The organism is Mucilaginibacter arboris (assembly GCF_009754915.1).
Taxonomy (GTDB): Bacteria; Bacteroidota; Bacteroidia; order Sphingobacteriales; family Sphingobacteriaceae; genus Mucilaginibacter_A; species Mucilaginibacter_A arboris.
The window spans coordinates 24088-38110 of the sequence record NZ_WPIK01000022.1; the positions used below are offsets into that span (position 1 = coordinate 24088).

Consider the following 14023-nt stretch of genomic DNA (forward strand, 5'->3'; position numbering starts at 1 on the left):
TCAGCTTGCTGTAATTACAAGGTTGTTTTTCTGAATTGAAAAGCGGGACCGGCTATCGTTCCAAATCTAAATTCGGCGTATCTTACCGCCGCTAAACCTAATTTCTCTGCAATGCCTGCCTCATACTTCTTTTATCGCCTAAAAAAAGCAATTACCGTTTGTTGCCTTTTATTTTTAACGCTGCAGGTTTCTGCACAGCAAAAAATTGATGAGCAACTAATCAATCGGATCGATTCGCTTTCGGCAGCAGGTTTACCAAAATCAGCTTTAAAAGAAGTGGAGAAACTGGATGCATTATCGAGGAAAAACCATAACCCTACGCAGCAAATCCGGGCAGCGGTTTACCGGATGAATTTACAGACTTACCTGGAAGAAAATGCTTTAACCGCCATTATCAACCGTTTAAAACTGGATATTAAACAAGCTGCTTTCCCGGTAAAAGCTGTTCTGCAATCTGTTCTGGCAGAAATTTATTGGAAATATTACCAGCAAAACCGTTATCAGTTTGTGCGAAGAACGGCATTAGAAAAACCGGATGCTGATTTTGCCCGCTGGGATTTAAAAACGATTATCCGGGAAGTTGGAAATTTATACCAGCAATCCCTGCAAAACTTTCAGCTGGAGCAAAATACGCAAGTTTCGGTTTTAGAAGGCGTTTTGCAAGGCGATAAAAGCACACGCTATTTACGCCCAACTTTGTACGATCTGCTGTTGCAACGTGCATTGGATTTTTATCTGGGAGAAGAGCCCGACCTGCCAAAACCAAGATTAACTTTTTCCTTAAACGATCCGCGTTTGTTTGGAGATGATGCTGTTTTTATCCACCTAAAATTGGCAACAACTGATACCGCTTCTGTAACTTATCAGGGAATTAAACTATTGCAGCAGGCAACTATTTTTCACCTGCAAAAGAAGCATGCCGAAGCTTTGGCCGACCTGGATTTAAAGCGGTTGGAGTTTTTGTACCGCAAAGCTGCTTTCCCTCAAAAAGATTCGCTTTATGTTGATGCACTTCAAAAAGCAAACCGCGATTTTCAAGACAAACCAATTGCTGCCGATGCTTTGGTTTTGTTAGCGCAGTTTTACCAGCAAAAAGACAATTTGGTTACCGCAGTTGCATATCTGCAAAAAGCGATCAAAATTTATCCCGAAAGTTTGGGCGGAAAAAATGCAATGCTTCTTTTACAGCAAATAAATCAGCAAACATTATCCGCAGAAATCGAAAACGTGAATTTGCCGGACCAGCCCATTTTGGCGAAGCTGAATTATCAAAATTTGCAAAAAGCAAATGCTCAATTTTATCGCCTCAGCGAAGAAGATTTGAGTGAATTGAGAAAGCGGGAAAATCAGAATTACCGTTACCAGGATATTAATTTAAACACCGATGTGCTGGCTTTTGTTAAACAATTAAAACCCGTTCAGCAGCAGCAAATCAGCCTTCCTGATCCAAAAGATTATAAGCAGCATTATTTAGAATTTAAAATTGATCCGCTCGAACCAGGTTTTTACGTGCTTCTTTTATCGAGGGAAAATTTGAATGATCGTGCCTTGATGAGTTTGTCTGGCTTTCGGGTAAGCAATTTGGCTTATGTGAGTCGGAAAAGCACAACAGGATTAGAAATCAGAACTATAAACCGTACAACCGGTAGTCCAATTGAAGCTGTAAAAGTGGCTCTAATAAAAAATCCATTCGGAGAAACTGCCGGACAAGGAATTTCTGATAAGAATGGTAAGACACTTTTCCAGTTAACTGAAAATATGAATTTCCAGATTCGTTTATATGGTTCCGGAGATTTTTATACCAATAATGACAGCTTTTACGGCAATAATTTTCTGCCGAGTGATATTTCGCGCGAGCAAACCATTTTATTTACCGACCGGCAATTGTACCGGCCGGGGCAAACCATTTACTTTAAAGGCTTGCAGATTTCTACTGCCAACCGTAAAAGTACAATTGTAAAAGATAAAGAAACCGAGGTAGAACTGAATGATAATAATGGTAAAAAGTTAAGCTCTGTAAAAGTTAAAACTAATGACTTTGGTACGTTTAGCGGTTCGTTTGTGTTACCGCAAAATATGCTAAACGGAAATGTGGTTTTAAAAACTTTCCAAGGTCAATTGTATGTTCAGGTTGAAGAATACAAACGTCCAACTTTTCAGCTCAATTTTGATGCGGTAAAAGAAGCATACCGTCCCGGAGATTCAGTTAGATTAAAAGGAAAAGTGCTGGCTTTTTCTGGTTTTGGTTTGGCGGATGCAAGTGTGAAAGTGAATATAAAACTTTATAAAACAAGAACGTATTCGGTTTATAATCGCTATCAAAACAATGATTTGGCAGATTTTTTAAGTGATACAATTAAAACTAATTCACAAGGCGAGTTCATAATTAAGTTTAAAGCACAGCAGGAACAGCCAAATGTTGACCGATATTTTTACCAAATTTCTGCGGATGCAACCAACGCAAGCGGCGAAACGCATACAGCTTCTGCATCGGTAAATGTTGCCAAACAAGCTTTGCAAGTTCAGTTAAACCTTCCGCAAAAAATGCTTGCTGCAGATTCTTTAAAGTTTCCGGCAAGCTTAATGAATTTAAACGATCAGCTTCAAAACGGAAGTTTACAAGTTAAAATTTTCTCTTTAAAAAATCCAAATGAATACATCACCAAAAACCGTTTGTGGGAAAAACCAGACCAGTTTTTATGGACAAAAGACGAGTTTAAACAGCTTTTTCCAGCTTATGCCTGGAAAAACGAAGACGGACCAAGTTCCTGGCAGAAAGATCAATTGGTAGCAGAAATCGATTTAAAAGCGGATAGCAACCATTTTTCGGTTTTAGATTTAGCTGCCTTAAAACAGCAGGATTCCGGTTTTTACCGCATAGAAACAGCAGCTAAAAACAGCAAAGGCGATACCGTTTCTATTGTTCGGTTCAGCCATTTTATCAATCAAAAAGCAGCGCCGGTAACGATGCAGGATTGGATAATCCCGTTGCTCACACGCGTTGTGCCCGGTGGCAAAGCTGTTTTTGGGTTGATGCCGGAAATTAATGTTTTGGCTGAAGTTTATGATGGCGATAAGATACTTTCTTCGGAATGGATAAAAACCGGGAAAAAAGAAGTCCGCAAAGAAATAGCTGTTCCTTTAAATGCAGACAATAATTTTCGTGTGCAGTTTTTAATGGTGAAAGATAACCGCGTTTATAATTTATCCCAGTCGTTACAAATCATCCGGAATATTAATCCATTAGCAGTCAGATTGGTTACTTTCCGCAACAAATTACAACCCGGCGAAAAAGAACAATGGAAATTACAGGTTTCCGGAAACGAAAAACAATCGGTTGAAATGCTGGCCGAGATGTATGATGCTTCTTTGGACGATCTGGTAATGAAACAAAGCTGGACTCAGCCAATACAAAATATAGACATTGAATTTCAAAGAAGCTATTTTGGTTGGAATAGCTATAATTTCATTAATAAAACAGTAAGTACCAGGCTTTTTTATACCATGGACAATTTTGATTTGCTCATGCGAAAATATGAAACGTTAAACTTATTAGGTTTTGATTACTATGGCGGTTTTAATAATGCTTATCAGCAATTGGCAAATACATTACGCGCCAATGCAATGCTGGCACAAACAAACAAGGATAATTATCTGAAAAGCGTTGCTGCTTATAAAAATGGTTTTGATATAACTGGAAGAATAATAGATGCAAAAGACAAAAGTGAGTTGCAAACGGTTACTGTAAAAATAAAAGGAACAGAAACTTACGTTTACACAGATATAAGCGGTCGATTTAAGTTACATGTACCGGAAAAAGCAACTTTAATAATTAGCTACGTCGGTTATATCACGCAGGAAATAATAGTTGTAAAAGGTGTTTCGCCGGTGATAAAACTCAAACCCAGCAGTAATAGCTTAAATGAAGTTGTTGTAGTTGGTTACGGTACGCAGTATAAAAGAGATTTATCCGGTTCGGCGGCGAGTATTCGAATTGATGAACCGGTTGGAAACGCTCAGTTAAACGAAGTCGTGAGTTTTGCTGCTGTAGAAAAGATATCTGCCAACGGAACTATCATTAGGAACGGAAAAATAGTTCAGCAAAGTGTGATGATTAGGGGTAAAAGTTCTTTGCCTGCCGACCTAATTGGAAATATCCAAACAATTGATAATTATGGAGATCAGGCTAATGTAACAAGTAATAAAGCTATAACAATCCGCAAAAACTTTAACGAAACCGCCTTTTTCTACCCGCAATTAAGAACCAACGAAAAAGGAGAAATCCTGATTGATTTTACCATGCCGGAAGCATTAACCAAATGGCGTTTTAAGGCTTTGGCACAAACGCAGGATTTAAAATTTGCTTATCTGGAAAACGAAGTCATTACCCAAAAGCAATTGATGATTTCTGCTAATATGCCGCGCTTTTTCCGGGAAGGCGATACCATTACGGTTTCTGCAATTGTGGCCAATCTCAACACCAAAAAAGTAGTGGTAAAAACAGTATTGCAATTATTTAACGCAGTAAATATGCAGTCGGTTAAGCTGCTTGCAAATGCTGCGGAAGCAAACCAAACTATAGAAATTGAAGCAAACACCAATAAAGCAGTTTCTTTTCAGCTGATCATTCCGCAGGGTTTAGATGCGCTGACTTACCGTTTGACTGCCGATGCCGGCAAGTATAGCGACGGCGAAGAAAATACGGTTCCGGTTTTACCAAATGCTATGCTGGTAACCGAATCTGTACCGATGATGGTACGCCCAAACCAAACCAAAACTTTTACTTTAGAAAAACTGCTTCATCAAACCAGCAATACGCTTCAAAATAAAACTTTAACATTGGAATATACAGAAAATCCGGCCTGGTACGCGGTGCAGGCTTTGCCATATTTAATGGAGTTTCCGTATGAATGTTCGGAGCAAACTTTTAACCGTTATTATGCCAATAGTCTGGCTACTTCGCTGGTAAAACGTTTGCCGGTTATTCAGCAGGTTTTTGACCGATGGAAAGCTTCTAATTCAACAGAACTACTTTCTAACCTCGAAAAAAACCAGGAACTCAAATCGGTTTTGATTGAAGAAACACCCTGGCTGCGCGATGCGCAGAACGAATCGGAACAGAAAAAACGCATTGCTTTACTTTTCGATCTCAATAAAATGGGTAATGAATTGCAGTTGAATGTGAAAAAACTGAAGGAAATGCAATTGGCAGATGGCAGTTTTCCATGGTTTACCGGTTTGCGTTCCGATCGTTACATTACACAATATATTCTGGCGGGAATTGGCCAGTTGTATGCTGCAAAAGCTGTTGATGCTCAAAGTTCAGCTTTAAAAAACATTGCCGATAAAGCTTTAAATTATCTGGATGAGGAATTGATCAAACCAGAACATACTGTTTTTACCGGCAAAAAATTGGTGCCTGCCAGTTTATCTTCCATAGAAATCCACGGTTGGTACACGCGCAGTTACTTCACTCAAAAACCAATAAGTGCAGCTTTAACAGCTCAATGGAAAAAGTATCAGCAAAAGGCAAATGCAGAATGGGTGCAGCGCAGCGTTTACGAAAAAGGCTTGATTGCTTTAACTTTTATACATTTTAAGCAGGTAAAAGAAGCACAGCAAATCGTTAAATCGCTGATAGAAACTTCGCAGCAATCCGAAGAAATGGGCATGTACTGGCCGAAGAACCAGTTGGGTTATTTCTGGTACCAGAATCCGGTGGAAACGCAAAGTTTGCTGATCGAACTTTTTGCAGAAGCAGGCAAAACCAAGGAAACAGAAGAAATGAAAATCTGGCTGCTACGCAACAAGCAAACCAACAACTGGAAAACCACCAAAGCAACCGCTGCAGCTTGTTATGCGTTGTTGCTCCGCGGCGAGAATTGGCTGCAAACGCAAGGAAAAACCATGCTTCTTTTAGGGGGTAAAAACTTGTACGACCTGAAACCGGATTTAAAGCAAGATGCCGGGACCGGTTATTTAAAAACCAGCTGGCAGGAAGAACAAATTAAGCCAGAACTGGCGAAAGTGGAAGTGAAGAATCAAGGTAAAACCATCAGTTGGGGCGCTTTGTACTGGCAGTATCTGGAGAAGCTGGACAAAATTTCTGCTGCTAAAAACAGTATTAGTTTGGAAAGAAAATATTTTATCAGAAGCAGAAATAACAGCGGCGAAGTGCTGACCGCGGTTGACAAAAACCATCAGCCTAAAGTTGGCGATTTATTGAAGATTGTGGTTTACTTAAAAGCCGACCGTGATTTTGAGTATGTGCATTTAAAAGATATGCGCCCATCCGGAACAGAACCGGTTGATGTTTTATCTGGATATAAATACCAGGATGGCTTATATTATTACCAGGTAACCAAAGATGTGGCAACCAATTTCTTTATCAGCTACCTGCCAAAAGGAAACTATGTTTTTGAATATGGTTTGCGGGTGGCGCAGCCTGGTAATTTTTCTACCGGCATCAGTTCAGTTCAAAGCATGTATGCGCCGGAATTTGGCGCACATTCGGAAGGTAAAAGATTGGAAACGCTGATTCAGGCAGATAAAAAATAAAGCGGAATTGTTGTAATGTTTAATGTAGTTATTACATCTTAATAAAAAGATGTACAAGTTTTAAAACTGATTTAGGAGGTTAGTAAATAAATAGTTAAAATTTGTTAAATAGAAAGCAGGCATTTTTTAAATATTTATCTTGCTAAACAATCTCATAATTATAATAGAACACTTACTTTTTTATTCTGCCTGCTTTATATCAAAATAAAGGCATTACCGGTAACGCATTTGCTAACGTAGGTTATAAGTTAGATAATGGTTTCCGCTTTGGTTTAGATGCCGGTTATTTTAGTGGCAGCGTGCTTTTGCAAGGCAAATCTTCGCACTACATTTACACTTCCTACAGCGCATCCAAAGAGTTGTTTAATAAAAAACTGACGGTTGCAGTTGCAGCAAGCAATCCGTACAGTAAGTTTTTTAAGTTCAATTCCTACACCAGCACCCGGATTTTTATCAGCAAAGCGTCAACCAGATCAGATATAGCAACTATCGTATCAGCCTGAATTATAAATTTGGCAAACTAAAAAGCGATATCAAAAAGAACCAGCGGGGCATTAATAATGATGATACCAAAAGCGGCGGAAAAAGTACCGGAAGTAACTAATTTTGCCGGATGAAAATTTACGGCATCAAAAATTGCAACACGGTAAAAAAAGCATTGGACTGGCTGAAAGAAAATAACGTAGGATTCGAGTTTCACGATTTTAAAAAGGAAGGTGTTTCTTTGGAGAAACTGCAGGACTGGAGCAGCAAAGTTGGTTATGAAAAATTGCTGAATAAACAAGGATTAACCTGGAAACAATTGGATGCAGAAACAAAAGCCACAATCATCGGCGAAAAAGAAGCATTACAACTTTTATCTGCTAAAAACAGCATGATCAAAAGGCCGGTTTTAGAGTTTGAGAACGGTTTGGTCCTGGGCTTTCAGGAAGAAATGTATCAAAGGCTGTTTTTACGGCATTGAAGTTGTTTAAACTTTTTTTCTGTCCCTCTTTTTTAGGTTGATGCTTCTTTTATCACCTGAAAATGTTAGGGCCTGTTTAAATTTTGTCTTTTTTTGATGCTCCTTTGATGCCATCATTTTTTGTGTTTTTGGTTTTTTGGCTAAAGCCGGTAGCCGGTTATCCTTTGTCCACGGCCTAAAGGCCGTGGCAACCGCAATTTAAACCTGACTATACGTTCTGTGCGCACAGCGCCAATTCAGCATTAATAAACAAAGATCTGTTGTAAAAAATACGCTTTAAAATTGCCACGGCCTTCAGGCCGTGGTGGTATAAACGCAGGGGGCGGCTTTAGCCAAAAAAGGGGCACACAAAAAATTACGGAATAAATTTTAAACAGGCCTTAATGCTCCGGTTTTGATTTTTTGGGGCCGATGCTTCTTTTATCACCTAAAAATGTTAATCTTTAGGTTTTGGTTCTTGGTGTCGATGCTTCCTGTGCAGGTTTAAACCGGGCCATAAAAGTTTAAACAACTTCATTAATAAAATTTATTAAACAGGCATCTCTGCTGATATTAAGTAACAATAAGTTTACCAGCCCTAAATTGAGCTGGTTTTTTCTTAATTATGTGTTTTGTTTGTTGTAGAAATGATAATTAAAGAAAGAATGAAATTAAAATTTATACCTGCCTGTACGCTTGCTTTGCTATTTGCTGCTGCTGTTGTTTCTGCCCAGCAAACGCCGCCACCGCCTCCTGCCGCCGCCCAGCCTGCTGCCCCGCGAAGGCCAGATTTTAACCGGATCCAGGAACCGCAAATCCAAACCAATTACAATTACCACGATGCTTTTGCACCATTTTTTTATACCAAAAATGGCAACGAATACCGTTCGGCAGGGGGGCAGCCGGGACCAAAATACTGGCAAAACCGGGCAGATTATCAATTATCTGTTTCGCTGATCGACCAAACCAATGAGATCACCGGCACGGAAATCCTGACTTACACCAACAACAGTCCGGATAAATTAGGTTTTCTGTGGATGCAGTTAGACCAGAATTTGTTCCGGCAGGATTCGCGCGGCTCGGCTATTGTTCCGATAATAGGCAGCCGTAATGGCGGCCACGGCCAGGTTTTTGATGCCGGATATAAAATTAAGTCGGTAAAAGTAGTATCCGGGGGAAAAGGAAAAGCCAGCGAAACAGCGGTAAAATTCATAATCAATGATACCCGGATGCAGGTTTTTCTACCAGGTAATCTGAATGCTGGCGGCGGACAAGTAAAACTGAAAATAGAATACAGCTTTATCGAACCCAATTATGGCTCCGATAGAACCGGCTACCTGGATACTAAAAACGGTAAAATTTACACTATTGCCCAATGGTACCCACGCATGTATGTATATGATGACGTGATGGGATGGAACGCCCTGCCTTATACTGGCCCCGGCGAGTTTTACCTGGAATACGGCGATTTCGATATTAACATTACAGCACCTGCCAACCATATTGTGGTTTCTTCAGGAGAACTGCAAAACCCGCAGGAAGTTTATACAGCAGAGCAGTTAAAGCGTTGGGCTGCAGCAGCAAAAAGCGATCAAACGGTAATGATCCGTACGGCCGATGAAGTAACCAGCAAAGCTTCGCGCCCGGCTGGCAGATCAACCTTAACCTGGCACTTTAAACTTAAAAATGCACGCGATGCTTCCTGGGCTTCTTCTGCAGCTTTTATGGTAGATGCTGCCAAAATGAATTTGCCGAGCGGCCGCAAAGCCATGTCTATTTCTGCTTATCCGGTAGAAAGTGCCGGTAATGATGCCTGGGGCCGGTCTACAGAATACACTAAAAAGTCTATTGAGTTTAACTCTGCCAAATGGTACGAGTTCACTTACCCAAATGCCACAACCGTTGCCGGTATTGTTGGCGGCATGGAATATCCCGGGATCGTTTTCTGCGGATATACAGCCAAAGGCCGCTCGCTTTGGGGCGTAAACGATCATGAGTTTGGCCACAACTGGTTCCCGATGATCGTTGGTTCCAACGAAAGGTTGTACGGCTGGATGGACGAAGGTTTCAATACGTTCATCAATACACTTTCTACCGCCAATTTTAATAATGGCGAATATAAACCTGCTAATCCGCCAAATATGCACCTGATTGGCGCCCGCTTTACCGATCCTGCATTAGAGCCGATTTTAAGTCCGGTTGACGGTATAAAAGAAAGGAACAACGGAACCTTATTGTATTCTAAACCAAGTGCCGGTTTGGTTTTGCTGCGTGAACAGATTTTAGGCCCGGAACGTTTTGACCGTGCTTTTCAAACATATATTAACCGCTGGGCTTTTAAACATCCTACACCTGACGATTTTTTCAGGACGATGGAAAACGTTTCAGGCGAAAGCTTAAATTGGTTCTGGAGAAGCTGGTTCCAGAACAACTGGCGTTTAGACCAAGGTGTCCGCGAGGTGAAATATGTAGATAATGACCCGGCAAAAGGAGCATTGATCACGATTGATAACCTTGAAAAAATGCCCATGCCAGTCATCCTGGAAATTAAAACCGAAAGCGGCAAAACCAGCCGTGTAAAACTGCCGGTAGAAATCTGGATGCGCAACAACACCTGGACGTTCCGCTATCCATCCACAGAAAAAATAGAATCGGTAACTTCTGATCCTGACCATGTACTTCCTGATTATAACGAAGAAAACAACGTCTGGAAAAAATAAAGCAGCACGTTATATTTTATTTATAAAAGAGCTCTGGAAAAACCAGGGCTTTTTTAGTTTTTAAACAGCATCAGCACAAATGAACTTATCATTATTATTGTATTAATTATCTGCCTAATCAATGAAATTACTTTCCTGTGCTGCTGCAAAAGGCAAGTTTTTGCCTGTGCTTCTTTTAGCCCTATTTTCTGCTAAGGCCTTGCCCGCGCAAAATAGGAGTAACAGTATAGAGGTTTCGCCTTATTACAATGTTTCCATGTTTTCTTCGGAAAAGAATAATTTACAGGGAAGTGCCTGGGGCGGCGATGTGATTTACCATATTGACATGCATGAAAATAAAACAGACTGGGTTAGGTTGTTACACGTGCAGGATGTAGGCATGGCGTTTTCTTACCATAACATGCAGCAAGTTGCGTTAACAAGTAATCCAAGTACAAAAGGTTTTTTAGGAGATGCTTATGGTTTAACAGCTAAATTGAGCATTGCGCTTGCAAATGCAGGTAACACACAGTTATTGCTTACCCCTGGTTTTGGCTTTGTTTATTCAACTGAATCTTACTTTACCAATCAAAGTCCTTTGGTTGGCAGTCATATTAATCTGGCTTCAGAAATAGGGCTAAAAGTGGTAACATCAATATCAAAATTAACACGTATAGTAGCCGGGGTTGGGGTATTTCATTATTCTAATGGTGCTTATAGGCTGCCCAATAATGGTATTAATGCGTTAAATATATCAGCAGGTATTGTTCAAAACATCAATCAGCCTGGCCCTATCCACCCGGCTTCTGCATTTTCGGTTTATAAACATTCTTTTGAGTTTGGTGCCGATATTGGCCGTCGCGCAGTTTTTAAAAGCAAGGATGGTTATTATAAATCCGGAATTTACGCCGGGTACAATTATCGCGTTAATCCGGTTTTTAGCCTTAAAGCCGCAACAGATGCTGTTTATTATTACAAAACATTTGATATAAATAATTTTGCACAAACTTATCAGGGCAACGGTACATCCTACGATAAAGTAAGGGTTGGGCTAAGTTTAGGTGGAGATTTGTGGATAGGCAGGTTAGCACTAATGGCAAACTACGGATACTACCTGCATTATAAAAGTTATTTACCCAACAAATATTACTGGACGGCAGGCTTTAAATATTATATAGCTACCTGGGTTGCTCTTTCAGCAAAAATGTATGTTAACCATACCGATGCAGATTTTGCAGGATTTGGCCTGCTGTTCCGTGTACATTGATACTTCTTTTACCGGCAAAAAATTTACACAACTTTTAAATCAAATAAGAGTTATGTGTACATGAACATCCGCATTCTGATTATTGCTGCTATTGGCTTATTTAACGGAGCCCTTCATGCGCAAACTGTTTTAAAAGGAACGGTTTATGAAGGAAAGGCTTCGCACAAACTGTCTAATGTTTTTATCCGCGACATCAACTCAAAAGAAATTGCACTAACAGATAATTCTGGCAATTTCAGTATCCGCACGGCTATTAACCATACGCTTATATTTTCTTCGCCCGGTTATATTTCAGATACTTTATATCTGGTTGATTTGAAACCCAAACGGGTAGAACTCTCTTTTCAGGGCATTTCTTTAAACCAGGTAAATATCACTTCAACCCGTACTTTTAACCCGCGCGAAGAATATCCGGATGTGTACGAAAAAAGCAAGTTTGCCCTGTCGCCTTCCCGTATTTTTGGAAAAGAAGCCAAAGATGCCCGCCGTTTAAAGCGTTATTTTGACCGCGAAGCCGACGAACGGAAAATAGATTCTATTTTTAACCCCGTTTACGTTAGCAGTGTTGTACCTTTAAAAGGCCGCGAGCTGGAAGATTTCATGACGATGTACCGACCTTCGCTATCTTTCCTTCAAAAAACGCCGCACTCATCGCTCACCCTCTACATTAATGATTCCTACAAAAAGTTTATGGCCTTACCGCCCGAAAAACGTAGCATACAACGGTTATCAGCCAACTAATTATTACGATTTACGTAGGAATAAAAGCATCAGGTTATATTGCAAATACAAATTTTTATATGATAAAAGAAGCAGGGAAAGTGATTAAGGACCAACACGTTTTGTTTAGTTTTTTAGTTTTATTGCTGATAACAGGGGGGCTGAAAAAAGCAGAAGCACAGGCAGTTGCGCCGGCTGATAAAATTTGCGGCAAATGGATGTCAGAAGAAAAAAATTGTATTGTAAATGTATATAAATCTGGCAATGAATTTGGCGCAAAATTAATGTGGTTTAATGATTCGGATGATAAAAGTCAGCCCATGAATGCCCGTACCGATTATAAAAACCCGGATCCAACCCTTCGGAAAAGGAAACTGATCGGGATGGAAGTGCTGGAGAACTTAACGTACAACCCCGCTACCAATTCCTGGGAAAACGGCATCATTTACGATGCCAAGAGCGGCCATAAATGGAGTTCGGCTGCTTCTTTGGCCGCTAATAATACAAACATATTAAAAGTTACCGGTTACTGGCATTTTAAGTTTCTCGGCAAAACCATGACTTTTAACAGGATGTAAATCTGCATGCTTCTTTTATCGACCCAAAACCTGTATCCATGATCAAAGCTTACCAACTTATTACTGGGGTCGACGGGCATTCTCATATTCTAATCGGGCATGTAGCAGAAAATAGCATCAGCAAAGCCGTTTCCATTCATTTTAAAGAAACGCCTGCCGGTACTTTTTACAACTGGCACCCTGCACCAGCCACACAATTTGTGCTCACTTTAACCGGCACTTTAGAATTTACTGTTTTTAGCGGAGAAAAATTTACGTTAAAAACAGGCGAAGTTTTAATTGCAATGGACACGACCGGAAGTGGCCATACCTGGCAAATGTTGGGCAACGAACCCTGGAAACGCGCCTACATAGTTTTTGCAGAAGGAGAAAATATTGATTTTGTAGCGAAAGTTTGAATAAAAATTCAAACGGCAAAGAGGTTTGTTAAAGAAGAAATTGATGTAGTAGAAACTTTTGTCGGCACTATTTATGTTAGAAGCGAATTCCTGATTTCGTATTGCTTATAAATTACTGCAATGCTTCTTTTATCAGCATAAAATCTTTTAATTTAGGAAGAGGAAAAATCATTAAACTAATCTAATGTTAGTTTGTAAATATTATCTCAAATAATATTTTAATGAACAACCCTCAAATAATTACCATTGCCGGCAAAAGCAATCATCCTTTACAGGTAAAACGTTTTGGTTACGGCACCATGCGCTTAACCGGCGAAGGCATTTACGGCGAACCACCAAACCGGCCCGAAGCATTAGCAATATTAAAACAAGCGGTAAAAAGCGGTATTGATTTTATTGATACGGCTGATTATTACGGCGAAGATGTTACCAACCGTTTAATTCAGGAAGCTTTGTACCCTTACCCTGATGATCTGGTTATTTGTACCAAAGTTGGCGGTGCGCGTAAACCCGATAAAAGCTGGATTAGTTTTAACACGCCGGAAAATTTGCGCAGCAGTATTGATAACAACTTGCGGACACTAAAACTCGATCAAATAACTTTAGTACATTTTAGGGTAATGCCAGGCAGTACATCTTTCGAAAAATCGATGGAAGCAATGTTTGCCATGCAGCAGGAAGGCAAAATTTTACATGTTGGCGTTAGCAATGTTGATGCAGCAGAATTGGAAACAGCCATGCAAATGGGCAATATTGCGACGGTAGAAAACATGTACGGGCACGGGCAACGTATTACCATAAAATCAGCTTACGGAGAAAACAGGGGCGCAGAAGAAGTATTGGAAATTTGTGAAAAAAAT

General features: G+C 40.0%; 9 protein-coding genes. All 9 read left to right on the forward strand.

Annotated elements, in window-relative coordinates; all coding sequences use genetic code 11:
- The first annotated feature begins 111 nt into the window (after positions 1-111).
- Positions 112-6558 carry an alpha-2-macroglobulin family protein gene (locus GO621_RS17545; RefSeq protein WP_157569460.1) on the forward strand — a complete coding sequence of 2149 codons (6447 nt, stop codon included), beginning with the start codon at positions 112-114 and terminating at the stop codon, positions 6556-6558.
- 185 nt (positions 6559-6743) lie between these two features.
- Positions 6744-7061, forward strand: a complete 318-nt coding sequence (locus GO621_RS19455; RefSeq protein ID WP_157569462.1) for an outer membrane beta-barrel protein — start codon at positions 6744-6746, stop codon at positions 7059-7061.
- 110 nt (positions 7062-7171) lie between these two features.
- Entirely contained in the window at positions 7172-7522 is a 351-nt protein-coding gene (locus GO621_RS17555) for a Spx/MgsR family RNA polymerase-binding regulatory protein (protein ID WP_157569464.1), read from the forward strand.
- Between the two features lie 644 nt (positions 7523-8166).
- Positions 8167-10221, forward strand: a complete 2055-nt coding sequence (locus tag GO621_RS17560; RefSeq protein WP_198170302.1) for a M1 family metallopeptidase — start codon at positions 8167-8169, stop codon at positions 10219-10221.
- 121 nt (positions 10222-10342) lie between these two features.
- The gene (locus GO621_RS17565) at positions 10343-11467 is read left to right on the forward strand and encodes an acyloxyacyl hydrolase (protein ID WP_157569465.1); all 1125 of its coding nucleotides are present in this window, start codon (positions 10343-10345) and stop codon (positions 11465-11467) included.
- Between the two features lie 60 nt (positions 11468-11527).
- Complete coding sequence (locus GO621_RS17570) at positions 11528-12208, forward strand: peptidase associated/transthyretin-like domain-containing protein (protein ID WP_157569467.1); 681 nt, start codon at positions 11528-11530, stop codon at positions 12206-12208.
- 59 nt (positions 12209-12267) lie between these two features.
- The gene (locus tag GO621_RS17575) at positions 12268-12765 is read left to right on the forward strand and encodes a DUF2147 domain-containing protein (RefSeq protein WP_157569468.1); all 498 of its coding nucleotides are present in this window, start codon (positions 12268-12270) and stop codon (positions 12763-12765) included.
- 38 nt (positions 12766-12803) lie between these two features.
- Positions 12804-13163, forward strand: a complete 360-nt coding sequence (locus GO621_RS17580; protein ID WP_157569470.1) for a cupin domain-containing protein — start codon at positions 12804-12806, stop codon at positions 13161-13163.
- Positions 13164-13384: 221 nt separating this feature from the next.
- On the forward strand, positions 13385-14023 hold a 639-nt coding region (locus GO621_RS17585; RefSeq protein ID WP_157569471.1), incomplete at its 3' end, for an aldo/keto reductase.

Excerpts from the sequence above, each read along its gene's own strand:
- GO621_RS17545 (WP_157569460.1), top strand. The coding sequence starts at position 112 with ATGCCTGCCTCATACTTCTTTTATCGCCTAAAAAAAGCAATTACCGTT.
- GO621_RS17555 (WP_157569464.1), top strand. The coding sequence starts at position 7,172 with ATGAAAATTTACGGCATCAAAAATTGCAACACGGTAAAAAAAGCATTG.
- GO621_RS17560 (WP_198170302.1), top strand. The coding sequence starts at position 8,167 with ATGAAATTAAAATTTATACCTGCCTGTACGCTTGCTTTGCTATTTGCT.
- GO621_RS17565 (WP_157569465.1), top strand. The coding sequence starts at position 10,343 with ATGAAATTACTTTCCTGTGCTGCTGCAAAAGGCAAGTTTTTGCCTGTG.
- GO621_RS17570 (WP_157569467.1), top strand. The coding sequence starts at position 11,528 with ATGAACATCCGCATTCTGATTATTGCTGCTATTGGCTTATTTAACGGA.
- GO621_RS17575 (WP_157569468.1), top strand. The coding sequence starts at position 12,268 with ATGATAAAAGAAGCAGGGAAAGTGATTAAGGACCAACACGTTTTGTTT.
- GO621_RS17580 (WP_157569470.1), top strand. The coding sequence starts at position 12,804 with ATGATCAAAGCTTACCAACTTATTACTGGGGTCGACGGGCATTCTCAT.